This window comes from Herbaspirillum sp. SJZ107 (genome assembly GCF_006715485.1).
GTDB lineage: Bacteria > Pseudomonadota > Gammaproteobacteria > Burkholderiales > Burkholderiaceae_D > Telluria.
The window spans coordinates 223,659-247,763 of sequence record NZ_VFNH01000006.1 but is presented as its reverse complement, the minus strand read 5'-3'; the positions used below and the strand labels follow the sequence as shown (position 1 = coordinate 247,763).

Annotated in this window: 23 protein-coding genes; 10 read left to right on the top strand and 13 right to left on the bottom strand. The window is 59.6% G+C overall.

Annotation, left to right across the window (positions count from 1 at the left end):
* Positions 1-192: 192 nt before the first annotated feature.
* Together FBX97_RS28995 and FBX97_RS28990 are read right to left on the bottom strand one after the other, a co-directional pair.
* Positions 193-1,131, bottom strand: a complete 939-nt coding sequence (locus FBX97_RS28995) for an IS5 family transposase (RefSeq protein ID WP_141839347.1) — start codon at positions 1,129-1,131, stop codon at positions 193-195.
* A gap of 4 nt (positions 1,132-1,135) precedes the next feature.
* Complete coding sequence (locus FBX97_RS28990; protein WP_141839345.1) at positions 1,136-1,420, bottom strand: hypothetical protein; 285 nt, start codon at positions 1,418-1,420, stop codon at positions 1,136-1,138.
* Between the two features lie 256 nt (positions 1,421-1,676).
* Between FBX97_RS28990 and FBX97_RS28985 the strand changes: the two genes are divergently transcribed.
* Entirely contained in the window at positions 1,677-1,991 is a 315-nt protein-coding gene (locus FBX97_RS28985; RefSeq protein ID WP_141839343.1) for a hypothetical protein, read from the top strand.
* Between the two features lie 65 nt (positions 1,992-2,056).
* Here FBX97_RS28985 and FBX97_RS28980 read toward each other — a convergent pair whose 3' ends face one another.
* The 5 genes from FBX97_RS28980 to FBX97_RS28960 all read right to left on the bottom strand — a co-directional run bounded on the left by FBX97_RS28980 (position 2,057) and on the right by FBX97_RS28960 (position 8,013).
* Positions 2,057-3,991, bottom strand: coding sequence for an MFS transporter (locus FBX97_RS28980; protein WP_141839341.1), 1,935 nt, complete (start codon positions 3,989-3,991; stop codon positions 2,057-2,059).
* A gap of 136 nt (positions 3,992-4,127) precedes the next feature.
* Positions 4,128-4,421 (bottom strand): hypothetical protein, encoded by a 294-nt coding sequence (locus FBX97_RS28975; RefSeq protein WP_141839339.1) that lies wholly within the window; start codon positions 4,419-4,421, stop codon positions 4,128-4,130.
* 20 nt (positions 4,422-4,441) lie between these two features.
* Positions 4,442-5,374, bottom strand: a complete 933-nt coding sequence (locus tag FBX97_RS28970; protein ID WP_141839337.1) for a RimK family alpha-L-glutamate ligase — start codon at positions 5,372-5,374, stop codon at positions 4,442-4,444.
* Positions 5,371-6,168 (bottom strand): hypothetical protein, encoded by a 798-nt coding sequence (locus FBX97_RS28965; RefSeq protein WP_141839335.1) that lies wholly within the window; start codon positions 6,166-6,168, stop codon positions 5,371-5,373. Before FBX97_RS28965 ends, FBX97_RS28970 begins: the two co-directional genes overlap by 4 nt.
* Positions 6,169-6,174: 6 nt before the next feature.
* Complete coding sequence (locus FBX97_RS28960) at positions 6,175-8,013, bottom strand: M6 family metalloprotease domain-containing protein (RefSeq protein ID WP_141839333.1); 1,839 nt, start codon at positions 8,011-8,013, stop codon at positions 6,175-6,177.
* A 730-nt stretch (positions 8,014-8,743) separates the two neighbouring features.
* On the opposite strand from FBX97_RS28960, the gene FBX97_RS28955 reads away from it, so the two are divergent.
* Together FBX97_RS28955 and FBX97_RS28950 are read left to right on the top strand one after the other, a co-directional pair.
* Positions 8,744-10,072: a sigma-54 dependent transcriptional regulator gene (locus FBX97_RS28955; protein ID WP_141839331.1), complete on the top strand. Its 1,329-nt coding sequence runs from the start codon at positions 8,744-8,746 to the stop codon at positions 10,070-10,072.
* A 96-nt stretch (positions 10,073-10,168) separates the two neighbouring features.
* Positions 10,169-11,062 (top strand): sensor histidine kinase KdpD, encoded by an 894-nt coding sequence (locus FBX97_RS28950; protein WP_141839329.1) that lies wholly within the window; start codon positions 10,169-10,171, stop codon positions 11,060-11,062.
* A 39-nt stretch (positions 11,063-11,101) separates the two neighbouring features.
* Here the strand turns inward: FBX97_RS28950 and FBX97_RS28945 are convergent, their stop codons facing one another.
* The 4 genes from FBX97_RS28945 to FBX97_RS28935 all read right to left on the bottom strand — a co-directional run bounded on the left by FBX97_RS28945 (position 11,102) and on the right by FBX97_RS28935 (position 13,026).
* Complete coding sequence (locus FBX97_RS28945; protein WP_141839327.1) at positions 11,102-11,791, bottom strand: IS6 family transposase; 690 nt, start codon at positions 11,789-11,791, stop codon at positions 11,102-11,104.
* Between the two features lie 311 nt (positions 11,792-12,102).
* Positions 12,103-12,279 carry a hypothetical protein gene (locus FBX97_RS29795; RefSeq protein ID WP_185748800.1) on the bottom strand — a complete coding sequence of 59 codons (177 nt, stop codon included), beginning with the start codon at positions 12,277-12,279 and terminating at the stop codon, positions 12,103-12,105.
* Positions 12,280-12,291: 12 nt separating this feature from the next.
* Positions 12,292-12,582: a DUF2471 domain-containing protein gene (locus tag FBX97_RS28940; RefSeq protein WP_141839325.1), complete on the bottom strand. Its 291-nt coding sequence runs from the start codon at positions 12,580-12,582 to the stop codon at positions 12,292-12,294.
* A gap of 150 nt (positions 12,583-12,732) precedes the next feature.
* On the bottom strand, positions 12,733-13,026 hold the full coding sequence (locus FBX97_RS28935; RefSeq protein WP_141839323.1) for a hypothetical protein: 294 nt from the start codon (positions 13,024-13,026) through the stop codon (positions 12,733-12,735).
* A 258-nt stretch (positions 13,027-13,284) separates the two neighbouring features.
* Here FBX97_RS28935 and FBX97_RS28930 point away from each other — a divergent pair, with 258 nt between their 5' ends.
* A complete protein-coding gene (locus tag FBX97_RS28930; RefSeq protein ID WP_141839321.1) occupies positions 13,285-13,614 on the top strand; it encodes an H-NS family nucleoid-associated regulatory protein in 330 nt (109 codons plus the stop codon).
* A 605-nt stretch (positions 13,615-14,219) separates the two neighbouring features.
* Here FBX97_RS28930 and FBX97_RS28925 read toward each other — a convergent pair.
* Entirely contained in the window at positions 14,220-15,047 is an 828-nt protein-coding gene (locus FBX97_RS28925; RefSeq protein WP_141839319.1) for an IS5 family transposase, read from the bottom strand.
* 745 nt (positions 15,048-15,792) lie between these two features.
* A complete protein-coding gene (locus FBX97_RS28920; RefSeq protein ID WP_141839317.1) occupies positions 15,793-16,692 on the bottom strand; it encodes an integrase domain-containing protein in 900 nt (299 codons plus the stop codon).
* Between the two features lie 1,278 nt (positions 16,693-17,970).
* Here FBX97_RS28920 and FBX97_RS28915 point away from each other — a divergent pair.
* The 6 genes from FBX97_RS28915 to FBX97_RS28890 all read left to right on the top strand — a co-directional run bounded on the left by FBX97_RS28915 (position 17,971) and on the right by FBX97_RS28890 (position 24,010).
* The gene (locus tag FBX97_RS28915; protein ID WP_141839315.1) at positions 17,971-18,393 is read left to right on the top strand and encodes a hypothetical protein; all 423 of its coding nucleotides are present in this window, start codon (positions 17,971-17,973) and stop codon (positions 18,391-18,393) included.
* Positions 18,348-19,118 carry a conjugal transfer protein TraL gene (locus FBX97_RS28910; RefSeq protein ID WP_185748799.1) on the top strand — a complete coding sequence of 257 codons (771 nt, stop codon included), beginning with the start codon at positions 18,348-18,350 and terminating at the stop codon, positions 19,116-19,118. The genes FBX97_RS28915 and FBX97_RS28910 overlap by 46 nt, the downstream gene beginning before the upstream one ends.
* A gap of 1 nt (position 19,119) precedes the next feature.
* Entirely contained in the window at positions 19,120-19,695 is a 576-nt protein-coding gene (locus tag FBX97_RS28905; protein WP_141839311.1) for a hypothetical protein, read from the top strand.
* A gap of 678 nt (positions 19,696-20,373) precedes the next feature.
* Positions 20,374-20,802: a hypothetical protein gene (locus tag FBX97_RS28900; RefSeq protein ID WP_141839309.1), complete on the top strand. Its 429-nt coding sequence runs from the start codon at positions 20,374-20,376 to the stop codon at positions 20,800-20,802.
* A gap of 322 nt (positions 20,803-21,124) precedes the next feature.
* Entirely contained in the window at positions 21,125-21,715 is a 591-nt protein-coding gene (locus tag FBX97_RS28895; RefSeq protein ID WP_141839307.1) for a hypothetical protein, read from the top strand.
* A gap of 219 nt (positions 21,716-21,934) precedes the next feature.
* Positions 21,935-24,010 (top strand): DUF2325 domain-containing protein, encoded by a 2,076-nt coding sequence (locus tag FBX97_RS28890; protein ID WP_141839304.1) that lies wholly within the window; start codon positions 21,935-21,937, stop codon positions 24,008-24,010.
* Positions 24,011-24,105: the final 95 nt, after the last annotated feature.

Here is a 24,105-nt window from a genome sequence, read left to right as displayed (position 1 = left end):
CTCGTGGCTTTGATCAGGAGCCGGTCAGCAAATTCCATCAGGGACAGAGGCTACGCCTCGACCAAAGTCCGGATGTATGGCTGCAATCTACCTCTTTTGGACATCACGAATCGAAAGCCTGGCAAACCTGGATGCGTCCATGTATGTTGCATAAATCAGTGGGGCGCGTAATACCCCAAATCCCATACGGAATTACGGCATGGTCACCGCCACAGTCGTGGGCGTGCCCAACCGCGTAAAGCGATTGAGAATAGCGGCGCGGACCTGCAACTCGGCGACCTGACGATCGAAGTCACGCGCCATGACGCGTTCACCAAGCAGCTTGAAGCAACGCATCTTGGTCTCGACGAGGCTGCGCCGATGATACCCGGTCCATTTCTTCCAGATTTTCCTACCAAGCCGTCGCGTAGTCGCCAGAATGGCATTGCGGGCTTTTGCACCGGGACGCTGGTCCTTCCATGGCTTGGCGTTCTTGCGGGTCGGGATAATCGCCTGCGCGCCGCGTTGCGCAATGGCCTCATGACAGCCTTTGGTGTCGTAGGCGCCGTCGCCGCTGACGCTCGCGATCATCTCGTCGGCGGGAATCTGGTCGAGCAGGCACGGCAGTATCGGCGCGTCGCCGGTGGCGTTGTCGGTGACCTCGATGGCCCGAATTTCCAAGGTGGCCGCGTCAATGCCAAGGTGGACCTTGCGCCATTGGCGACGGTAGTCGGCCCCATGCTTCTTCGTCTTCCACTCGCCTTCACCCAGCATCTTGATGCCGGTACTGTCGACCAGCAGATGCAATCCAGTCGTCGTCGGCTGCGCCCCGATCGTCACCGAAAGATGCTTCTGCCGCCGGCTGACCGTGCTGAAATCGGGCACTTGCCAGTCCAGGCCCGCCAGCTCGAGCAGGCTTTGCGCCATGCCCATCGCTTGCCGCAGTGGCAGATTGAACAAGCCCTTGATGGTCAGACAGAACTGGATCGCCGCTTCGCTGTACTTCGGAATACGGCCCCGCTTGCCACTGCCACTGCCGTGCCAGCGCATGTCCTTGTCCAGCCAGATCAGCAGCGAGCCACGCGCTTTTAATGCCGCGTTGTAGTCTTTCCAGTTGGTCGTTCGGTAGGTCGGTTTTGCAGGGACGGTCATGCCGTCAGTTTACCCGGGCTCCAACCTGGCTGCTGCCGGGCCATTTATGCAACAAAGCCTCTGCGATCCATGTATTTGCAACCAGCCATGCAGCGGTTTTATTGTCAGGCGCAACCTTTGGTGCTATCGCATTGCCGTGCCGTGTCACTTGCCGATGCAAGCCTTGTTCCGTAATTACGTGCACATTATTTTTTCTGTCCAGATAAACCCTGTTTATCGTATCCGCATCGGTCGGTGAGGAGGAAAAAATTAATATTGAAGCGCACAAAACCTGAATTTCAGTTTTCATTTTTTTCACTCCACGATATTCGACTTGCCTTTCTTTTCCGTCTATTCCACCTGTGCGCGACCCGCGGCATCCATGCCGGCGCGGCGTTCGCCGGGCATGCGGCAAGACCGTTGCATGCCTGTCGTGTTACTTGCTCATTCTACGGCGCTGTCGATTGCACGGCCTGCTGTTTTGCGGCAGTATTGTTGCGTTGTCGTAGCGAAACACCAGCCGGTGACGCCGCGCTCGACCCCGCTCCCAGAGGATGGATGCCAAGATGGCCTTGCAACCAGCAGATCCGGAATTGTTCGACACCATGGGCTCGACCACACCCATCGTATGGGTAGCGGGCGCGGACCTGTGCGCCGCGTTGTGGAAGCCGACGCTGAACCCGTCGGCGGAAGGCGACGGCGTCTGGCGCGCGCACCAGTGGTTCTTCATGGTCGACGACGAGATGCTCGGCGCGATCACGAACCGGCAGGATGGCAGTGAAAGCTGGCGCGTGTGGAGCGTCAAGCCGGCGCACTGCAGGAAGGTGCTGGACGCGCTGGTCGAACACGTGCGCGACGCCGGCTTCTCGATTTCGTACTGAGGCACGCGGGCACCGGCCTGGCGTTCCCGAATGGCGCCGTGCGGCCGGCGTTGCCTGTGGCCGGATCAGCGCTGCTGCCGTGCATCGATCTGCGCCTGGAGCGTGCTCTTTCCCAGCCCGAGGTAGGGGTCCGGTTCCGGATCGGTGTGGCGACGCCACGCGCGCAGCGTGCGCACGCACACCGCTTGACGGATGTAGCGATGCCAGACGAAGGCCAGGTCGAACAGGATGATGCCGAACGCCCAGAGCAGGGCGAACGCGGCCAGGGCGGCACCCTGCGTCAACCCGATCCCCTCAACGCTGCCGCGCGCCAGCAGGGCCGCAGCCGCGACCAGCGCCGACGTGACGATGACCAGTGGCTTGCGGTTGCGCAGGCCTGCGCGTCGCGGCAGCAGCCATGCCGCCGCGCCAACGGCGGCGGCCAGTCCGCCGACCAGGTAGCGCCCGGCCTGCGCCTGGTCCAGCGTGGTGTCCGGCCAGAGCGCCGCCACCGCGTTGCCGGCGGCTTGGGCAAACGGCGCCGGCAACCAGCGCAGCGCCGCCAGCGCGGCCACTAGGCACAGCGCGGCCAGCAAGGCCCAGCGCGGCGCCGGCCGGGTCAGGCGCGGCAGGCGCGCCACGACCGTGAGCGCGGCCAGCAGCGTGCCCAGGATCCCGACAGCGGCCACGGTCGCGAGCAACCCGGGCGCGGACCCTGGCGCGACCAGGGCGCGCAGCAACATGACGACGGCGCCGCAGTGGATCGCATAGGCGAGCAGGTACGGCATGCCCTTGGCCACATGGTGGGGCAGGAAGCGGTTCGGGGGCGGCTTGACCGAGGCATCCGCGGGCGTCTTCACCACGGTGTCGATGAAGTGTCGGAACAGGTCGGGGTCGCGCCAGTAGTCGACATGCGCCTTGCCGGGGAGCCAGTAGCGGCTGAAACCGAAGTCGTGGTCGGCGGTGTCGAATTCGAACGCCGCGCAGCCCATGTCGTCGACCAGCGTGCGCCGCGCCTCGTCGAGCCGGAAGCCGACCGGGTCGCCGTAGTCGAAGTAATTGCGCCACTTGATCTGCTGTTTCAGCAGCACCGCGTGCGCGCCCGGCCGCGCAGGCTGCACCAGCACACCCTGGTCGATCGTCGTAGTGAAGGCGAATTCGCGCCACAGGCCGGGCCAGAGCGCGATGTGCTTGTCGATCGGCGAGCCGAGCGTCATCAGGCCGCGCACGTTTTGCACCCAATGGCCGGGTTGCGCAACGCCTTGGCCGGCCGGATCGTCGATCGGCATGTCCGACAGCGCCTGCAGCAGCGCTAGCAGGCTGATGACGGTGCCTTCGCTGTGGGCCACCAGGTGGATCTCGGGCGGCCGCTTGAACTCCTGGTTGAATGCATCCACGATGCCGTTGAGCGCCGCATGGAAGCGGTACAGGATCTTGTTGCGGTAGTGCGGGAATTCGGTGACCGTCTGCACGTCGCCGGCGTAGTCGCGCAGCAGCTGGCCCACCTCGAAGCTGGGCAGTCCCACCTTGCCGGCCACCCGGCCCAGCCCCTCGATCACGCCGATGCCGTCGATGATGGTGTCGATGGCGTCCGCCGCTTGTCGAAAATCCTCGGACTCGAGTGCACGGCCGGCCGGCTGGCGGCGCACCTGCTTCTCGTAGATGGCGTCGGCGCGGCTGACCAGCGTCGCGGCCCATGCCTTGGTCTCTTCGAGCGTGTCGTCGGCGCGCACCAGCTCGTCCGGGATATCCGCCCAGAACACCTCGGCGAAGCCGATATCCGCGAGCGTTTCGTCGTCCGTCTCCAGCCGGCTCCAGCGTACCTTGCTGCCTTCGACGACACTGAAGTAGCCCAGTGGCAGGACCGGGATCGCCGGCTCGGCGCGGTCGCCGAAGCGGCGCGCCACCGAGCGGATGGTTTCGCTGCGGTGCTGCTTGCCGATGCCATGGATGGCGACCACGATCTTGGTCAGCGGTGCGGGGTCGTCCACCGCTGCGCTGGCGTGTTTGAATACCTGCATGCCGCTCTCCCGGTCTTGCTGTTCCCTGTACGACGGCGCGACGAGCGCCGTGCGACCTCGTCCGGCGCCCTGTCACCCCGCGGCGCGGCTCGTGCGCGCCGGTCCGACCGGCCGGCGGCCGGCGCCTCTGGCCCGCTCAGCGCGCGCTGCGCCGGCCTGGCTCGAGCGCGAGCGTGTCGGCGTCGCCCCAGATGACGCCCGGCCCCGCCAGGCGCGCCCGCAGCCTGACCTGCTGCCCCGTCCCTGGCGCGGCCGCGCCCGCGATCCGGATGCGCACCGTTTGTCCGAGGTATTGTTCCAGCAGATCAGGGTAGCCCTCGACCGCCATGGATGCGTCGACCCGCATCTCCAGTTCCAGGTACTGGGCCAGTTCCCTGCAGCCCTGCACCTGCCCGGTCAGCCAACACCAGTTTTCGACAGCTTGCACCATGCGTCACTCCTCTTTATGCGTTACGCCTGCCCGGCGAGGTAGCGCACCAGCGCGTCGGATATCGGGCTGGCGGTCTGCATCTGGTAATAGCTGTAGGCCGGCGACGGATTGACCTCGAAGCACACGTACTGCCCACCCGGACGCACCTTGAAGTCGATGCCGCAGAAAGGCAATGCCAGGTTGCGCGCCAGGACGCGGCAGCGTTCCACAATGTCGTCGGGCGGCTGGAACGACAGCATGTCGACGTCGAGCCCGTCCCTGCCGGCGTAGCGGTAGTCGACCGCCTCGCTGACGATGCGCGCGGCGAACACGGCGTCGCCAACCACGTGCACGCGTACGTTCTCGCCGTCGATGAATTGCTGGAATTGGGTGGGCAGCGCGCGCACGCGGTCGAGCTGCGCGAGCGCGGCGTCGTCCAGCATGCGCACGATCGAGCGCACCGAGCTGGTCGACTTGTAGATCACGCGCCGGTGGCGCTCGTTGAAGGCGTGCACGGCGGCCGGGTCGTTGGTCACGATGGTCTCCGGGACGGCGAAGCCGGCCGCGCGGATCACTTGCAACTGGTACGGCTTCGAAAAGTTGGACAACGTCGCCGACAGCCGGTTCGCGACTCGTTGCGGCGCCACCTCGGCCCATTGGGTCAGTATCTCGGCCCAGGCGTGCGTGCGCGCCTCGGTCCGTTCGCGGTCCCAGGCGCGCGCCGCGCGCGACAGTTCCGGCAGGCTGGCGGCATCGATCGTGCGCAGGTAGATGCCGCTGAAGCACTCGAGCGGATACACCTGTCCGGCGCTCGTCAGCGCGCCGCGGCAGCGGCCGTCCGCGTATTCGAATTCGATGTCGTCGTGCGCGAACGCGCGCTGGTTCAGCAGCACGCACTCGATGCCGAGTGCGGCGGCGCTGTCGGCGGCCAGTGCGATCGGCGGCTCGGAAGCGATACCGGCCAACAGTATCATGTCGGGTCTCCTTGTATGGTGGCTGGCGCATGGCGCGCGACGAACGCGACCAGCGCCTCGATCACGGCGGCCGGGACATCGAGCGGCAGCGCGTCGAAGCTCGCCCACAACCATGGACCGGGCCGCGCCCGGACGAAGCCGAGCACGCCGAAACCGAGCCCGATACGTCCGGCGAGATTGCGCACGGCGTCGGTCGCCACGCCCTCCAGGGCGCCCAGCACCTGGTCGCCGACGATCCAGAGCTCGCCGCGCTCGCCGTCCTCGGGCAGCCAGCGCAAGCCCGGCGCGCCGACGGCGACCCCGCTGGGTCCTCCGCCGAACGGTGAGAACCCGGCGCAGTCGTCCAGAGCCGCGCGGGTCGTCATGCGCAGCGTGCGCGTGTTCACGCCCGCGCACACGGCCTGGGCGGCGCCGCCGAGGGCCGACTGCGCCTGGCCGGCCATGCGCAGCGCCGCGGCGCTGTTGAGCACCGGGCAGCACAGGCCCTCCAGGCAGCTCCAGAACACCGCCATCGCCTCGACGCCGGCATAATCGCGGTCGACCGCGCGCGCTGCGTGGAACGCCGGCGTCGGCACGTACGCGATCCGGTTCAGGACGATGCCAGTCGATCCGTCCAGCAGCACGCCGGCGTCGCCCTGTTCGATCCGCGTCGCCACCCCGTCCAGGCCGACCGTATGCGTGATGCTGCAGCTGGCGAGCCAGCCCTCGATGTACAGGCTGCGCAGGCCAGGGCCGAGCGCCGCCGCGAGCGCGTCGGCGACCGGATCGACCAGGTGGCGGATCACGAGCATCATCGCCGCTCAGCCGTCGCCAAGCTTGGTGTCGAACGAGCGCTTGGCGCCGGCGTCGCCGCGCTGCATCGCTTCCTGAGCGTTCTCGTCCTCGGCGGCCAGCGCGCCCTGGCTAAGGTCGGGACGCAACTGGGCGGCGATGAACGGTTGCGCCGCGGCGGCGCCGGGCTGGCCGATCAGCGACCCGACAACCGATTCGAGCTGCGCCATGCGCGCCTCGATGTGCGCGTCCCCTGCCGGGCTGGCGCTGGTCAGGCGGCCCGGCAGCCCGCCCTCCCTCGGCTTGTCGGCCGGCTTGTCGGTCGGCTTCTCGTAGGTAAGCGACTTGTCGATTTGCGGCTTTTCGATCAGCTTGTCAGCGAATGGCTTTTCGGGCACCTTGTCGCGTACCGGCTTTTCCAGCACCAGTTCCTTGTCCTTCATGAGTTCCTTGCCCAGCTTCGGCGTGCATTTCACGGTGACGTTGGCGGTCATGACCGGACCGGGCGCGCTGATGCTGGTCACCGACACGCAGGTGCTCTGGCCGGCATAGGATTTCGAGTTCGGCGACGAACTGTTCGAGAACGAGGTGTTGTTGCTGGTGCCGGGATAGACGTCGCCGGCGTCACCGCGGTTCTTGCCGCCCTCGAGGTCCTTGCGGTTGTCGGCCTGGACCAGCGCCACCTTGTAGCGCGTTTCGTTGGCGTTGCTCGACACCGATTCGTCGATATGCCAGATCATCAGGCCCGCGCCCGGTAACGATTTGTCGAAGCGCGTCTGCTGACGGTTCTCGACCAGGAAGTATTCGGAGCCCGAGCCGCCGTCCTTCCACATACGCAGCACCTTGTGGCTGTCCTTGACGTCGGCGATCGAGCGGCTGCCGTTGGACGTGACGTTCTCGACCGTGACCCAGCCCTGGTTGGCCTTGCACCATGCCGATGGATGGGTCGGCGTGGCGCCGCCGCCACCCCAGCTCCCGGAGGCCATCAGGCAATGCCCGCCGATGCCGGACGAACTGCCGTCGACGTCATACAGGTCGGGAAACCCGAACAGCAGGTGCCCGAGCTCGTGGGCGCAGACGCCGATCCGCCCGTCTTCCGGCACCGTCAGATAGGCGTACACCTTGGTGCCGTCGGCCGTCACGGCGCCTTCGCTGAACACCCACTTGTGGGACCAGATGTCGCCGACCTTGCCGGTCACTTCGCCGCCGGACCCGGCGTGGACGACGACGAAGGCATCGACGAAGCCATTGCCGTCGTTGTCGTAGGGCGCGAAGTTGACGCTCGGGTTGGACGCGTTGAGCGCGTCGCGCGCCATGGTCTGGGCGTTGGGCAGCGCCCCGCCGGTGCCCGAATGCCCGTTGGCATAGTAGGCAAGCTTGTGCGGCAACCGGAACGGCCCCACCACCTGGCCCTGCAGGTTGATCTTGTTGTTAGTGACCTCGGCGTAGTAGTCGTGCACGCTGCCGGTGGCGATCACGCCGGAGGAAAAGAACAACTGGTGGATGTCGTTCTTGGTCGCCTTCATGGGCTTGTCTTCGAAATCGACCATGACGACGATGATGCGCACCGTGCCGCTCAGCGGCGCGCGCTCGAGCGCCTGGTTGCGGATCACGCTCGGCGGAGTCCCGAGCGGGAAGTATTCCGGCGGGATGATGGTGCCGTCGTCGAAGCCTTCCTGGCGCGGCTGCGTGGCGCGCAGGCGCAGGCTGCCTGCCGAAAAGGTGCTCTTCATGACCTCCAGTTCCTTGCGCAACCGGTCATCCAGTTCCGGCGACGGCGCGACCATGCACCGCTGTGGGTCGGGAGCGCGCCGGCTGGCCGCGTAGATGCGTGAGACGTCTTCGAATACGCCGTGTTCATTGCACATGTGAACCTCCACTCAAACACCCGCGTTGAACAGTGGCGCAGGCGACGATATCGGGCTGCAGGTCGAGTCAATCGGGATGCACCAGGCTGCGCGGCCAGGCGTCGGGCCGATCAGGGGACGGCCCGGGCGTGCGTCGTCGCGGCCGGCATGCGTCCCGGCCCTGCACACTGTTCCCCCTACTGTCCGGTTCGTCGATCCGGCGGCGCCGGGTGGCGCAGCGTCGACGGCCGACATCCGGCAGCCGCTTCGCCGTCGGGAGCTTGGCGTGCGCCGCGCCGCAGCGAGAGTGCCAGCGCGTGCCCTGGTTTTGGAACCGTCGTGAAGTGAATTCGCATATGCAACCCCAGCCGTCCAAGATGGCGTGTACTCGTGACGCCACGCGCCTTGCGGGCGCGCTGCAAGCGCTGGGGGGCGAAGCAATGACGGTCCGGCCAGCAGCGGCTGCGGCATTCTAGAAACAGAATGTAGGCAATTTCCTACTAAATACTAGACAATCTCCGACACAAAATCCAGCGTTTTGTAAAAACAAATGTGACATTTGGAGTTTGCAGAATCTTTGTTGTTGTCTAGCGTCACGCACCATGCCAGGCGGATAGCGTCATGGTGTTTTTGAGAAGAATGTAAATTATTTGGATGGTTTTTATCTTTGCGCAAAGGGGGGCGATTACAATGCGTCAAGTTATTGCGTCACCCGGCGCTGTAGCAAGCGCACGACTGACGAGGATCGGCCATGCACAAACGCCTGCTATGCATTTCGTCGTGCCACGATGGCCCGGACCCGACCGCCGGGTTGCCGGCGCTGGGCTGGGAGATATGCCGTGTCGTCCGCCTGGCGGACGCACAGCGCGAGTTGCGCCGGCAGTGCTTTCGCGTCGGCCTGGTCGTGCATGACGGCCACCTGCCTCGGTTGGCCGAGCTCGCGGGCTTTCTCGGGCGCCACCGCGCCGTGCACTGGGTCGGCGTGTTGCGCGCCGGGCAGCTCGACAGTCCCGCGTGGCGCGACCTGGTCGCCGACTACCTGAGCGATTACCACACGGTGCCGGCCGACCCGATGCGCCTGGCCACTACGCTCGGCCATATTCACGGGCTGGCGGCATTGCAGACGCGTTGCGCGCCTGGCGCGCCGCGCGGCGCGCCAGGCCGATCGCCGCTGCTTGGCGAGGGCGTGGCCATGGCGCGCCTGCGCGCGCAGGTCGACCGGGTGGCGGCCGTCGCGGCGCCGGTGCTGGTGTGGGGGGAAAGCGGCACCGGCAAGGAGCTGGTCGCACAGGCGATCCACGCGCAGTCGGCGCGCGCCGATAGCCCCTTCGTGCCGGTCAATTGCGCCGCCTTGTCTCCCAGCCTCATCCACGCCGAACTGTTCGGCCACGTGCGTGGCGCATACACAGGCGCGATGTGCGACCGGCCCGGCCTGATCGAATCGGCCGACGGCGGCACCCTGTTCCTCGACGAGATCGGTGACTTGCCGCTCGACCAGCAGGCCAGCCTGTTGCGCTTCCTGCAGGAGAAAACCATATGCCGGATCGGCGCCACGCGCCCCACCCGGGTCGACGTGCGCGTGGTCGCGGCGTCCCATGTGCCGCTGGCGCAGGCTGCGGCGGACGGCCGGGTGCGCGCCGACCTGTACCACCGCCTGGCGGTGCTGCCGATCGCGGTGCCGGCGCTGCGCGAACGGCGCGACGATGTGGTCCTGCTCGCCGAGCATTTTCGCCGCGCGTACCAGCACGAAGGCCGGCCGCGTATACGCGGCTTTTCCCGTACCGCGCTGGTGGCGCTGACCCAGCATGCGTGGCCGGGCAACGTGCGCGAACTGATCAACCGGGTGCGCCGCGCGCTGGTGATGGCCGACGGCGAGCTGATCGAAGCCGCGGACCTCGGCCTGGGGATCGAGCAAGCCGCCGCGCCGGCCGGCGCCAATAAAGCGCCGCGGCTGACGCAGTCGGCGCTGCGCGATTGCCTCGACCGTAACGGTAACAACGTCAGCCGGGCCGCGCGTGACCTCGGCCTGTCAAGGACCACGGTCTATCGCCTGCTCGGCAGGCAGGAAGGTAAGTGTTAGGACGGCGCGGCCGGGCGTAAAGCGCGTGTAGCGATGTTGTAAAATTGACGGTTGCAAACATAGGCTTGCGGCGCGTCATTCCACTTAAAGGCGATCATGTCGGCTCCACACACCCTACGCTTTGAACAGCTCGCGGCGACGAAGGATGCGGTGCTTGCTGCCTGGCTCGACCAGGTGCGCAGCGAGATCCCGTACGCCGCCAGCGTGCCGCTGCCATCGCTGGTGAACACCATGCCATTGTTTTTCGAGCACCTGGTGGAGACGACCGTCGGCGAAGCCGCGGCATTCGACCACGCCACGCTCGCCTCGGAGCACGGTGGCCAGCGCGCCCGCGTCACGCGCTTCAACGCCGGCTCCATCGTGCATGAGTTCCAGTTGTTTCGTTCGGCCGTCCTGGCCACCTGGCACGGCGCCGGCATCGCACTGGAACTCGACGAGGTCGAGCGCTTGAACAAGGCGATCGACGTCGCGCTGCGCGCGTCGCTCACAGGATTTTCCGATTCCCAGGTACAGATTCGCGAGCAGTTCTTTTCAGCCCTGACGCACGATATGCGCACCCCGCTGGCGGCGGCGTCGGTAGCCGTCAACGTGATTCACGCGACCTCCGATCCCGAGCGCGTGCGCCGCATGGCCGAGGTCGCGATGCGCCAGCATGCCAGGCTCGAGACCATGATGTGCGACCTGCTCGACATGATGGTGCTCGAGGCCGGCACGACCATGATCGAACTCGCCTCAACGGAGCTGTACGAACTGGCCGGCGATGCGGTGGCCAGCGTGGCGCTGACGTCCGGTCGCGAAATCGTGCTGGGTGGACAGCGCATTCCCGGCAGGTGGCACGCCGCGGCGCTGCGCCGGGCGATCGAAAACCTGCTGATCAATGCCGTCAAGTACAGTGACAAGGATACGTCGATCGAGATCCTGGTGCTGGCCAGGGACGGGTCGGCCACGGTCGCCGTCACCAATACCGGCCCGGTTCTGTCGCATTGCTGAGCGCCAAGCAGATTTTTCCAGGCCGGGCGTGACTCCGGCTTATGCTGGACGGACCAGTCCCGCCAATGCATAAAATTGCTCGGCAACCGACGAGTCCGTTGGATTGATTGCGAACTGGCCCTTGCGGATCATGTGCATGAGCTCGACGCCTGCGAGCACATTGCTGGCTGCGCGAAATGACTTGAAGCCCAGCATTGGTTTGGTCAACCGCTTGATCGCGCGATGGTCCTGTTCGACGATGTTGTTGAGGTACTTCACCTGGCGTACCGTGATCGGGACGGCCTTGCCGCCATTGATCTCATCAATGGCGGCCCTGTTGGCGCCGCTTTTATCCATCCCGATCTTTGTCGGCGCGCCGTTCTCACGCATGGCTTTTTCGAAGAATCGTCTGGCGGCGGCCATGTCACGCTGCGCCGTCAGGAGGAAATCGACGGTCTTGCCTTCCTTGTCGACGGCACGGTAAAGGTACTTCCAGGTGCCCTTGACCTTGATGTAGGTCTCGTCCATTCTCCAGCTGGTACCGACCTGGCGCTTGTGCTTACGTGACAGTTTCTCGATCATTGGCAGAAACCGGATGGCCCAGCGGTTGATCGTCGAATGGTCGACCGACACGCCGCGCTCTCCCATCATTTCTTCGATGTGCCGGTAGCTCAGCGGATAGGCTGCGTACCAGCGGATGCAGACCAGGATGACGTCGATCGGGAAACGCATTCCTTTGAAGCTGATCATGATAGGCAGACAAGTTTTTGGCGTTACAGTCTACCGGCTTCACGCGGCCTTTCGTCAACGCGACAGAACCCTTGTGACGACAATTTCATCTGTTTTCCCTGGGGCCGCTCAGTACCCTTCGAGGGCAAAAATTACTTTCATCACGCCGGCAAACCTGCGAATCGATCGGCGACGCGGGTAGTGCGCACATCGGTCGTTTCGTAGCACGGGTCGGCATGCTACGCGTCCGAATATGCGCTGCCTACCGGCATATCGCCGGGAAGGCCTTTCAGCAGCTCGCGCAGTTCGTTGACGGTCATGGCGTCCTTCGCTTAGTTTCTTCCGAGGACGGTATCGAGGGCATATTGCGTGCTGCGCTGCGCGTCGGCCAGCGGCTCAGAAACAAGCATCCCGTAATCCGCACGCTCGCAAAGCTCGCGCGCACGCTGGATCGCTTTCAACGCTTCTTTTACCGCATCATTCGCAGCCGTTTCCTTGTCACTCAGCATGGCCGTTTCCTATCAATGAGTTCGCCGCCACGTCCGCTCGATTGCGTTCATGATCGGTGGCACGACCTCATGTCCTTCAAAAGATGCAGGCTGCTGATTGTTCGGATATCCAAACAGCGGAGACGCCTTCATCATCCTTAGGATGTCCTTATCTTGATCGCCGACTTCCACTGCGAGATCGACTACTTCGCTTTCTAACTGGTGGAGCAGAGCCCAAGTGAGCGTCCCGCGTTCGCGATGCCTGGCAACTACTGCTGGCACGATCGCTCGAATTGCTTGAAAAGCCTTATCCATAGTAAGCATGATCACCTCTACCAATTTAACTGTATGTTTGTACAGTATATCTCAGCCGCTGTCATGCGTATCATGTTCCTCGCTGGACCGGTACCACGCTGGCCCTCGCAGTGCCGCAGCTGGCACGAGGTGGAATCGGCTCCTGCTGGGTTTTTCCGGTCACTCTTCTAGTTCAGGACGCCATTCGTGGATGATCGCCACGAAGTCAGATTCGAAGCCCAAGCTGTCGGGGTAGGCGTTGTTTCGACCGATGAACGCGAACACGGTGATCATGTCCTCAATGATGGCTTCGTCGCAGCCCCACATCGAAGTGAAGTCGAAGCCGCCACATTGCGCGGCGTTCCACCACGCAAGAAGAAAATCTGCGACTCGACGGCTCTGGCCGCTGTCACGTTTCGCGTGTCCGATGAGGCGCCGGAGAGCCTCAATTTCCTTGTCGGTCAAAGTAGCCATCTTATGTTTCCTCGTTGGATATCATCGAGCATAGCACAGCCTGATTGCTGAGGTTCTTGGGTGTGGCGGTTGAGATGGCTATGTTCGTGAAAATTAGGTCAATTCGTGGGAGTGTCCCTATTAAGTGGCTTTCACTATCGGCGCGTAAATTTTGTCGAGAGACCAGGCACGGAACACGTGTTTAAATTTGCCGCCTCATAGTAGAATCGCTTCGCAACCGTCAGTTGTACTTTAATCCAACAACAGGAAGATTCAAACATGGCACAAGTAGACTTATCCGCCTATGACCTCGCCGGACTCAAGGCCCTGCAAGCTGAGATTGAAAAGCAGATTAAGGATCGTCAGCAACAGGAAGTAAAAAAAGCGCGCGAACAAATTCTCGCGATTGCTCAGGATGTAGGGGTGCCGGTAGAGGAGTTATTCTCCAACAGCGGAGCGAAGTCAAAAGGCAATACCGGCAAGAAAGCACAACCACAGTACCAAAATCCCGCTGATAGCTCGCAGACCTGGACTGGCCGCGGTCGACAGCCGAGGTGGATTGCTGACGGGTTGGCTAACGGTAAGATCCTGGACGAGTACAGAATTTAACCGGCGGTCGTCGACGACCGCTCGCAACTGACATTAGTGCGCCGTTGAATGAGAAGCGGTATAGCGGTCGACTCGTGGACTATATATTCGTTAATTAGATTGCAATTTCCTGCGGAATTTTAGCTCATAGGGTGCTCTCTCCCTGAATGGCTACCAAATATGTAATACACCTCTCTTCGGCATGGAGAAAGGCAGTTTCTGCGCGCATGGCTAGAGCCAGCACGGTAAAGCATTGCTGTGCAAGAAGTTCAGTCGGAAGCAGCTGATTGATCTCCAGCTCCGCCTACGCCGCAATGTCGCGTCGATGAAAACGCTTATCCGCAAAGCGCCGCTTACGCGAACCCCGTTGCGCTTGATTTCCGCATTACACGGCTATACAGCATCCCATCAAATTGTTCGAGGCGAAGCCTGCCCGACACCATAAAGCTTCGCTTGAACAAATACCTAAATAACCTGATTCGGTCGGGCCATCGCGACGTCATCTCCAGACTGCCGACGGTGCTCGACCTCAAGATGTTGGCGAGAGCGGCTATGAACATTCGTAAGATCGAACTCACGCAATGCATCCGAAAGGGGCATTTCGACCTAAGAGACGGTTTAAAAACTCACCGGAAACGCATCCTGTGCAGTAGTGATGAGCCAAGCGCGATATAGATCATTGCTTGGGATACGTCGAGGCGCTGCTCGTAATCGCGGACGAGACGGCCGTATCGCATCAGCCAAGCAAACGTGCGTTCGACGACCCAACGCCGCGGTTGCACCTGAAAGCCGTTCTGGCCTTGCAGGCCGCGCACGACTTCAACGGTAAAGTTGAGATAGGCCGCCTTGTCCAGCAAAGTACGGCGGTCGTAGGCAGCGTCACCAAACAAATGCTTCACCCATGGCCAGCGCTTGACCAAGGCATCAAGCACCAATTGGGCGCCGGTCGAGTCTGCGATGTCGGCGGGCGTCAGGTTCACGGCTAATAGCCGGCCATCGGCATCGACGCTGATGTGCCGTTTGCGCCCGCTGATCTTCTTGTGCGCGTCGTACCCGCGCTCTCGTGCACATGGTGCTTTCACCGACTGGCTGTCGACGATGCCGGCCGAAGGAACGACCTCGCGCTGCTCGCACATCCGGTCAAGCATGAGGGCAAGATCGTGGATCGTTCGGAACAGGAAGCGCCGCATCAGACGTCTGAACCAGTAGTACACCGTTTGGTAGGGAGGAAAATCGTTGGGCAGCATGCGCCATTCGCAGCCCGACCGGACCAGGTAACGCAACGCATTGATCACCTCGCGAAGGGCCGTCCTTCGCGGGCGCCCGGTACGGGCTGCGCCAGGCAGTAACGGCTCGACGAGCTTCCATTCCTTGTCGCTGATATCGGTCGGATAGCCCCGTCGCTCCTTTGGTTTCGAAACCTTATGCCGCGCGCGCTGTTCTGCTGTCCACATGGCGTACTCCTGCAAGAGTGAACCGCTTGGACATCATAGTTGCTTCCGAGTTTTTAAACCGTCTCTAAACGCTTTACTCCGACCGGGTTTGCTGTCGAAACCCACGCTAACAATACATTAATTCTCTACCTGTCGGCATCCCAGACACCTTGTGAGCCGATAGCAGGCTGGAATTTTAGTCCATTGGTTACCAAGGGGCAGGGCCGCACATTCTACTTCGACTTGCGTCGATAAGTTCAACTTTTATGATGGGTTTTGTGGCGTCTGCCGTTGCTATTTTTCGATAATTCCAACATGTTGATTCAACTCAACGTAGAGTAATTGCGGAATAGCAGGCAAGGATTTTCGCTACGGACTCTGAGGTAACTTATTTAGATAAGGGTGAACGTAAAATGAAAGAAATTTTCGAACATATCAAACGTGTTGCAATGGAAGACTTTCGACTGTTTTTCGAGCCGTTTGTGTGGGTCGGTCGTGCTATCCGACGAGGTGTAAACTTCATAACTTGCCAAGTGATACGTTCGCTTAACCGTCGAAGGAAAAATGAGGATGAATAGAACATTTTAGGCAGATGGGGCAGCATGTCTCTCATGCGCTGCAAGGGAACATCTATAACTTAATTCTGAGCTCTGCATAGTCAGCGGCAATTTTGCACAAACGCCATGCGGTCTGTTCGCGTGGCGTTTTTTTTGGGCGATTATTATACGCGTCGTCGTTGAAAAGCCCCTTCCAAAGAAATTCGGCCTTAGAGAGAATTCTTGATGTAATTGTTAAAGACCCAGCGACCGCGGCCATCACCATGTCCTAGATCATTCGAGGTTCTCGAAAGCGCTATCTTTTCGCTGCAACCTTCAGCCAGGTAATGTTTGTATTGATCCATGGCAAAAGCACGTCGCAGCGAGTGGCAAGAATTTTCGCCTTTTAGCCCCAACTTTGCTAATCGGTCGGAATGCTGTTCAAGAGCGGCTTTTAAGCTCTTGCTCACAACGAGATACCCTTGCTTTTGGAGCACTGCCTGCGCCGCTCTAACGGCCGCCAAAGCATTATCTAATCCCTCAGGGGCGACGACAACCGATCGAGCTCGTCCGCCCTTCGTTCCATCCCTGACAATGATAGGCTGGCCTTCCGCTAAATCACGCTCCCACTTGTTCAATGAGCTCACTGACATGACCGCCTCAAGTTCGCGCAGGCCGAGAAATCGACTCAGCTCAATAAGAGCCTTTGTATCTGGCAGGGCCCTTTGCAGCGCGTATCGCAGCACTTCGGGATCCACCACTTTTCCAACGCCAATCCTGGTGCCTGAAGGGACACCGAGTTTCGAGTTCGGACAAGTCTCCGGAGTGAAATCTGTGCGTCCAGCTCCCTCCAAAGAGCGCCTGATATGGCTCATCTCATTCTGAATCGAACGAGCACTGATCCCTTGTGCAATCCGATACGTGACATAACCTTTTAGTTGTTTCAACGTTATCGTGGCCGGCTCGACGTCTCCCCAGCGCTGCACCTTTGCGCAGTCTGCAACAGCGTTCCATGTACTGTTCATCCGCACTTTCGTCCGTATGGCGGCCCCTTTTTGCCATAGGGCCGCCTTGGAAAATTTTGTCTGAATAGAATCGTTTCTTTTGTAGATGTGAGCCATAGCAGCCATAAAAAACCTCCAGTGTGTAAAAGGAAATACCGGGTACTACCAGCACCGCACTGCATGAACGGTGGTCCAACAACGTTTAGATAGGAGCGGCTGCCGTCATGCAGACGGGGGGTACTTCGGCCGGGAGAACAACATGCTGAAAGGGGGGGGCGCTACATGCCGCGCCAGGCTTGTGAAGAAAATCTCTTCTAGGCTGCTTTTGGAGGGGACTGCGCTGGAGGTGCAGGGTTGGCGTTTCGATTCCGCGCTCTGGGCGGTGGCGTAGCCAAATTTCGAGTGTCACTTCGGGTTCCTGACTGCGGAACGGCATGAACACTAGGTTTGGAGGGCTTTAAAAGTCGCGTCACTACCGGATAGTGACGCGTTGAAAAAAGACGTAGCGTGACCGCAGGCGGACATGTCAGCACATGCCGGGGCGATCATCGCTACGTCAGCTGGTGGCGGCTATTGTGTGAGTGGCTCTGGACGCCACAGTCTTGCGATAGGCCGTACGGCCGTGCAGATCAATTCCGCAGAAGTGGGAAGAAATCGTGACAGAAAGCTCTTTCGCCAGTCTGGTCCGGCGAAAAAGATGGAATTTTAAAATTTTTTGCGCTTCTCTTACCTACTGGTTTCCTGAGCTCGGCGGGGCTTGGAATCCAGGCTCTGCCTGGGTTGTGGGGGTAGCGCTCAGCTATCACGTCTGTAGAGAGGCATCAAAGTAGCTGCACGCGGTAAAGCGCTTCTTTCGTAGCTTCTGTCGTATGGCAGGCAGGACCGCTGTATGGCTGACCTGCTTCCGGGCCGTCGAGACAGAAATAGTCGCGTACCACAGCGTTCCAGAAGGATGACTAAAACTTGGCTCGCCGTAGCTGCGGCCGAGAAGACTTGCGCAAAACTCTCCACTCCCAAAGCGGCGGAAAAGTTTGATGGATAAGCTGCCGCTTAAGCGACGACCAAATATAAACCATCTGCTTTCGGCCGTCAAATCGAATGCTAGCGAATATACATGAGCATTTGCCGATTTTCGTCATGAAACGCGTTGTACGATCACTCCGTGTACACAGAACACACAACAAACAGACACCAAGCAGACATGGAATGAACATAAGACGGACACGTTTTGCCGCAATAGACAAACTATAAACATGGGTTGGACAGGAAATAGACAAATTTTAGACATGCAATGCTCGGCCCCCGGGACTGGGCGCGGTGCGACAACTTCAACCACAATCCAGGCGCCGCATGCTGTGTATTGGTGAACGAAGTTGGCGCGTAAATATGACTCGGACAGTATCTATGATAAATATGATAACAAAAGGCATTCCATCCGAAAAGCGATCAGTGCTGCGGCGTTTGCAAGAAGTGCTGCCGCAGATTGAGGATGGCTTGGCCAATGGGTATTCACATAAAGACATGCATGCGGCGCTGGGGCAGCTTGGAATTTCCATCTCGCTCACGTATTACCACCGTGTCCTAGCGATGCTCAGGAAAGAGAAGAGAGAAAGCACGGCTGTTGTCCCGGAGACAAGACAACGCGTCAAGGAAAACCGACGTTTGACTGGCAGTACTGGAGCTGATCTGAAAGCTCCTGATTTATCTGTAGCATTCAACGAAGAATCGGTTGCGGCTACCAGTAGTATCGTCGAACAGCCAAGTGAACCTAGGGAATTCAAATGGGACGCCAAGGCTGCAGAAAAGGTAAATTGGAACGATTTATAGGGAGTGATATGAAGCAATGTAATTTTGTCTGCATGGGGAAAGGCGGGGTTGGCAAGTCGTTCGTCGCTTGGGTTTTGGCCCAGTATGGGATCCATATGCGACGAGACGGATATTTTGCCGATACCGATCCAACTAATGCGACCTTTGCCGGATACGGTGGTTTGAACGTTCAGCACATCAATATTTTGAACAGCGAGATGAAGATTGATGAGTCGAAATTCGATGGATTGATGGATCAACTTTTGCAGCGCGAGGGTTATAGCGTCGTGGATACGGGCTCACCTTCTTTCCTTCCGATGATGAACTACGTGGTCGAAAGTGGTGTTTTCGACGTAATGAAAGAGGCAGGCCATCAAGTCGTCATCCATACACCGCTGGTTGGCGGACCTGCAATGCAGGAAACGGTACTTGGTCTTAAGTCGATTTTTGAGTCCACGAATACTGACGTTGTCGTCTGGGAAAACGATTATTTTGGTCCAGTCGAGCAAGATGGGCAGCGCTTCAGCGACTCCAAGATTTACGCGAAATATCGCTCCAGAATCCTGGGCGTAGTCCGCATCAGGCAGCGCTCAGCGGATACCTTCGGCAAAGATATCCGCTCGCTGCTGTCTCAGCGTCTGATCTTCAATGATATGGATACGGCCGATTTCTACATCATGCAGAAGCAGCGGCTGACGATGATTCGGCGCGAGCTTTTCGAACAACTTGAAGCTATCGGCCTTTAGCATGATTGAGGTTCGAGAGCGAAAGCGGCTTGCGCAAGATGTTTTTTCGCTTACCGGGCAGAGGCTCGACGAGGATGATCCGGTTACCGTCGCCGCCTTGTTTTATGCTCAGCTGCTCCGGGAGGCCAGCGAGTCAGCAGTGGAGCAGACACAGTCCGTTAATCGTGAGGCGGCCGCTGCAGTCCAAGAGGCCATGGCGCTATGCCGGAATTTCGAAGCTGAACGTAACGCTTTTGCGACCGAGATGGCTAAAGAACGTACGCGGCGTGAAGTCGAATACGCTATAGAACGACGGAAGCTCGTGGCGGAACTCGACGGGAAAATCCAGCGATGTGTGAAGATTGCCAGTCGTAATAACGCGGCCGGGGCACAGTCAGACTGGCTGCCATGGCCGGTTTCGCTCGCGTTCACGCTAGGGATGTTTGTATTCGCGGCCATGGTAACGGTTGCTTGTGATTTCAACTTCTCATGGGTTCAGGACGCCAAGATCGGGCGGGCGTTCATTCGCGCAACACCTGACCTTGACCCAGGGACGCGGGCCAAGTTGCTTGGTCGGCTCGAGAAACACCGTAAATGATCTTTATCCGTGGCTTGAACTGGGTCCGTCCGTTACTTACTCGAGTTCGACGTGCGTAAGTTCCTGGTATGTGGTGCAGGTATCAGCCTGCACCACTCCTGAAGCTGCGGAATGTCTGCAAACCAAAGGTTCGATAACCGAGACCCTGGGATTTGTGCGTCAGCTTTCGTGGCTACTTGGCCCGAAGGGCCTTGGAATCAACATGTTAACGATGCGAATGTCGAGGTCACCGATTCGAGCTGAGCCCTTAGACACGTGTCCATGCGGCCTGCGTGTTGGCAACTGCCACGAAACACGCTAGTCGCTGACCTGACACTGCCAGGTTGTCCCGGTCCTCCCGGCAGGGCTCGATAGAACATTTCGAAGACGCTCACGCTGCGAAAACAGAAGGCCGGAGGTTGCCGCTGACGCCGGGGACATATGTCCCCGCGCTGCCCGCTTTTGATGAACGTTGAGCATGCCGCAGCCTTGAACAAGCGCGCAGCCGATTCCGATCCAGACCGATGAATGGAAGGACGTTTAAACGTAATTGACGATCATAGCCGTGATGCTCGGCGGCACCCTGCCTTGCGCGGCGATTTTTCCTTGGTACCTTCTGTACATGAATGAGCACGCAACACGTGTGCAGAACCCAGTCGGAGGGATGTGCCCTCCAGCTAACGTAAAACGAGGAAAGCCATGCAATTTGAGAACGCAGATCACGCTCGGATCATTGGAACAGACTGGGCAACCCAGGAGCGCCAAAGCACATTGCGGACGCTTCACCGCGCCAAGCTGCCGCCAAGAACCGCGGAATCGAGCGGCTGGAGTAACGATATGGCCGGCCGCGACCGGCGCTCGGTCCGCGCGTGGCTACGCGGGCATGGCGACCTCCGAGCCGCTTGGTGGGGCCTGTATAGCCGGGTCTTCCTCGCCGTAGTACCAGATGCCGACCTTGAGCGAGCGATGTACTCCTTTCACCGGAGGCACCACGCGCTTACGCTGTCTTGGCTCGGCTACCTGGCCGCCGTTCGGCAAATGAGAGTAGATATCCAGGAAAAGGGCGTGCTGGCAGCATTGAAAACGCTGTCGAAGACAGATAACTATATAGGGGAAACGCTGCGTTGATTGCCCTCAAGCTTACCTAAGGTGCGAGCTGCTTCGGCCGGACTACAGCGCCCCTATTATCGATTCGAGCAGGAACTGGGCTGTCGAAATGCCTGCAGGGAAGCGACCGATCGAGCTCCCGCTGCAGAATTGCGAATCCTCACGAAAATGGCATCGCTTTTGAAGCAACTGATCACGCCCAGGAGCGTATTGTGGATGACATCGCAGTGCGATGAAAACGAGCGCGAGTGAGTAAAGGGCGACTGCGTCATATGTGCCGCTCACTTCGCTTTGGGTTAGAGAAGGCGATGTTGAATGAATTTTTCGATGACAGGAGAACAGATTGCCTAGCAATGAATTCGACCAACTGGATGGTGTCACCATAGGTCTTCTGATGCGCGGACTCGCCACGAAGCCGGATATACCCGTAAAGTTTATAAAAAGTCTTTCCAGAGAGTACGCAGAAATTCCGGGCTACCGGTTTTCTTGGGGTGCAGTAAGCGAAGTGTCGAGTCCAAGCGACCCGGACGATGACGAAAGCCCGCTTGTCTTGCGGTTTGAGTTCATGCCGATAAGCCTACTGCTTGTATTCCCGGAAAGTGGGCAACTTGAAGACTTGTTCATGTGGATGTACGAAAATCACCCTCTGTATGACCCTGATTTTGACTGTGATGAGGGAAATAACCATTGGTCGGTTATTTCGTTCGCAAGTGGCGGGGGCGAGGGCGAAGCTCTCCGGGACTGGGTTGCGGATGCGTTCATTCCATTGATCTGGCCCGACCTTCTGGCGGAGGCAACAAAGATTGTCGAGAAAAAGATTGAAGCTGCAATCTCTCAGTCTCCGGACGGTACGTTTGAAGAGTTACTTGTAGAGCGACATCGTTACCAGCTGTGTGATGATCCAGCTAAGCTTTCGTTTAACTTGGATAAGTAATCGTATCCGCAAATTCGATATCAAAGCTCTGCAGACTTTCGGGATCCTGTCCCGAAAGCCAATCGTTATTCTAAAGACAGCCCCCTCCAAAGCCCAACGGCCTGATTCGGTAATGTCGAGACATCACGGTCTTTTGGGCCGACCTACGGCAAAACCTGACTTGCGTCAAAAAAGAGTGATTGTCTAACGGGGGTGTACCAACTACCTTGAGATCGCAACATGAGCTTTGAATTCAACAGTAACGACACTCTGCTCAATGATTTTCCGAACCCCATCCGGTTCGAAAATTTTTTCCTTCTCCTCGCTTCGGCTCCCACGGCGGCTGGCGGCATCAATGCCTTGGTGACGGCCAAGGCATTATTCGCGGCGCATGACGACAAGACCGCCGCGCTGACGGTCGCCGTTGCGGCGCTTGTTCTAGGCATCGCCGGCAAGCTGCTGGTCCAGGTTCTTTCGCAGATGCGGTTCTACCTGGGTCGCAAGTTCCCGCTCGGACTGGCAGTGAAACTCCCGCTGACCGAGGTCGGGATCGCCCACGGTGCGGAAGCGATCATGGAGACCATGCGCACGGCGCGCTCGATGACTTCAGGGGAATACTTGGGCTGCTTCTTCATAACTCCATTTTCTCAAATAATGAAGCCTCTACAAACCCGGGGCGGTTCACATCCTGAACCTGAGCAGCGATGTCCACGCCCGAGGGCATCGATCGCTACAGCTGACTGTGGCAAGTTTTTTGCGACCGAAATAAAGGAGATTCTTGTGGTATCGATATGCAAGGTACGTCACGTTCGTGGCATGGGCGCCGCCATTCAAGCTCAAGGCATGCGTCTAGGGACATTCATAAGCACCAAGGAAGAGCTGGCCGCTCGCAAGGCGTGCGTAAAAGCGTTGTGGAATGAGATGGATGAGGCTAGCGATGACCCCGCATTGGATGGGCGTGGAAACGATGGCCGTGCGATCCGATCGCTTCAATCGTACTATACCGCGCTCAACGGCGAACGGCCCGACTTGGAACGAAGCGTTCGCGCAAGCGCCCGATGGGAGGAATATAACGCTGAATTAAGAGCGTGCCAGGAGCAGGACGAGCGGTTGCGCACACGGCTGCCAGGACTTGCATGGCAAGCGGCGAAAGAGTGTGTCTCATCGATTTCGACAGATGCCGTTCGATGGCTGCAAGTTGGCGACAAGGAGTTTGTGTCGGAAACCGTGTATCACATCGTTGAAATCGGGTTGGCGAATCGGTTCAGAAACCCGGCAGATTTGCGCATAAGCTCGGACATGGACCTAACTTCGGACCGATTCTGGCGCCAACTCATCCGCAGTGGCGGCGGTGCGAAGTATTTCGTGTGTCATGCCGTGGCCACTGCTATGGTTTATCACTTTTCAGAGGTAGCCAATACGGTCCAAAGCCGGGGCGGCGATCTTGACGTGTTCGTAAACCCGTTGTTGATCAAACTGCTGAAAAATCCATGCAATGTGTGGACAGACCGGTATCAGCCGATCGTGATCGCCCTTGCTCATACGCCGGAACCCCATCGAGAAAATCTTGTGGTACGACTGAATGAGCGACACAGAGCGATGCACGGTATCTACGAGTACGCGCAGGAGCAATGCGACGCTGCCGGACACGAAGTGAGTTTGCTCGAAAAGCAGACGGCTACCCTGCGCAAGCGCGTGACTACGGCAGAAGCGGCCTTCGCCCAGGTCCAGGCAAGTAATCGGGCGTTGCAGGAAAGCTTAAAGCGCGCAGCGTCCAAAACTGCAGCTTCCGCAACACCGGAGGGACAAGAGCGCGCAGTCGAAAGCTACGCCAGGTCGTTACGTGAAAAAAGCACTCATCTCGAAAAACTCCGGAATGCTCTCGCCAATACGACTGATGAATTGGCGCGTACGCGCGAATTCCTTAGCGTTGTGCTGGAGCCGCCGTCCGGTGTGACGTTGGCGCCGGTCGAGGTTCGTCCTAACACGCATCCGGAAAAATGGCGCATTGTATTCGTTGGCGGACACGAGCGCTTGCACTCCAAGCTGCGCAAGCAAATGCGCAATGCCGTCTTTCTGCATCCTGACCAAAGTCACTTTTCGCCAGAGGTATTCAACGGTGCCGATGCAGTCGTGTTCTCGATTGGCTACTGTAGTCACGCGCTGACGTACCGTTCCGCGAACGAGGTTCGCCGGCGCGGCCTACGGGCAGGCTACAGCAATTTCTCGAACGTCGAAATTGTGCTTGAAGAGATACGTGCGATCTTGTTCCCAGGCGACGGCCCTGGTCAGCTTGAAGGTGGCGTAACAGCATGAATTCGCACTAGTTGGTCAACTGCAAAACCTACCGCGGCGCTTGAAAAGAAGTTCACTTCTCGGCGACGCTCAAGGTGGGAGTCTGGCAATGGTTG

Bases quoted from the DNA above. Each gene is read 5' to 3' on its own strand.
- FBX97_RS28995 (WP_141839347.1), bottom strand. From the start codon at position 1,131: ATGACCGTCCCTGCAAAACCGACCTACCGAACGACCAACTGGAAAGAC.
- FBX97_RS28990 (WP_141839345.1), bottom strand. From the start codon at position 1,420: ATGAAAACTGAAATTCAGGTTTTGTGCGCTTCAATATTAATTTTTTCC.
- FBX97_RS28985 (WP_141839343.1), top strand. From the start codon at position 1,677: ATGGCCTTGCAACCAGCAGATCCGGAATTGTTCGACACCATGGGCTCG.
- FBX97_RS28980 (WP_141839341.1), bottom strand. From the start codon at position 3,991: ATGCAGGTATTCAAACACGCCAGCGCAGCGGTGGACGACCCCGCACCG.
- FBX97_RS28975 (WP_141839339.1), bottom strand. From the start codon at position 4,421: ATGGTGCAAGCTGTCGAAAACTGGTGTTGGCTGACCGGGCAGGTGCAG.
- FBX97_RS28970 (WP_141839337.1), bottom strand. From the start codon at position 5,374: ATGATACTGTTGGCCGGTATCGCTTCCGAGCCGCCGATCGCACTGGCC.
- FBX97_RS28965 (WP_141839335.1), bottom strand. From the start codon at position 6,168: ATGATGCTCGTGATCCGCCACCTGGTCGATCCGGTCGCCGACGCGCTC.
- FBX97_RS28960 (WP_141839333.1), bottom strand. From the start codon at position 8,013: ATGTGCAATGAACACGGCGTATTCGAAGACGTCTCACGCATCTACGCG.
- FBX97_RS28955 (WP_141839331.1), top strand. From the start codon at position 8,744: ATGCACAAACGCCTGCTATGCATTTCGTCGTGCCACGATGGCCCGGAC.
- FBX97_RS28950 (WP_141839329.1), top strand. From the start codon at position 10,169: ATGTCGGCTCCACACACCCTACGCTTTGAACAGCTCGCGGCGACGAAG.
- FBX97_RS28945 (WP_141839327.1), bottom strand. From the start codon at position 11,791: ATGATCAGCTTCAAAGGAATGCGTTTCCCGATCGACGTCATCCTGGTC.
- FBX97_RS29795 (WP_185748800.1), bottom strand. From the start codon at position 12,279: ATGCTGAGTGACAAGGAAACGGCTGCGAATGATGCGGTAAAAGAAGCG.
- FBX97_RS28940 (WP_141839325.1), bottom strand. From the start codon at position 12,582: ATGCTTACTATGGATAAGGCTTTTCAAGCAATTCGAGCGATCGTGCCA.
- FBX97_RS28935 (WP_141839323.1), bottom strand. From the start codon at position 13,026: ATGGCTACTTTGACCGACAAGGAAATTGAGGCTCTCCGGCGCCTCATC.
- FBX97_RS28930 (WP_141839321.1), top strand. From the start codon at position 13,285: ATGGCACAAGTAGACTTATCCGCCTATGACCTCGCCGGACTCAAGGCC.
- FBX97_RS28925 (WP_141839319.1), bottom strand. From the start codon at position 15,047: ATGTGGACAGCAGAACAGCGCGCGCGGCATAAGGTTTCGAAACCAAAG.
- FBX97_RS28920 (WP_141839317.1), bottom strand. From the start codon at position 16,692: ATGGCTGCTATGGCTCACATCTACAAAAGAAACGATTCTATTCAGACA.
- FBX97_RS28915 (WP_141839315.1), top strand. From the start codon at position 17,971: ATGATAAATATGATAACAAAAGGCATTCCATCCGAAAAGCGATCAGTG.
- FBX97_RS28910 (WP_185748799.1), top strand. From the start codon at position 18,348: ATGGGACGCCAAGGCTGCAGAAAAGGTAAATTGGAACGATTTATAGGG.
- FBX97_RS28905 (WP_141839311.1), top strand. From the start codon at position 19,120: ATGATTGAGGTTCGAGAGCGAAAGCGGCTTGCGCAAGATGTTTTTTCG.
- FBX97_RS28900 (WP_141839309.1), top strand. From the start codon at position 20,374: ATGCAATTTGAGAACGCAGATCACGCTCGGATCATTGGAACAGACTGG.
- FBX97_RS28890 (WP_141839304.1), top strand. From the start codon at position 21,935: ATGAGCTTTGAATTCAACAGTAACGACACTCTGCTCAATGATTTTCCG.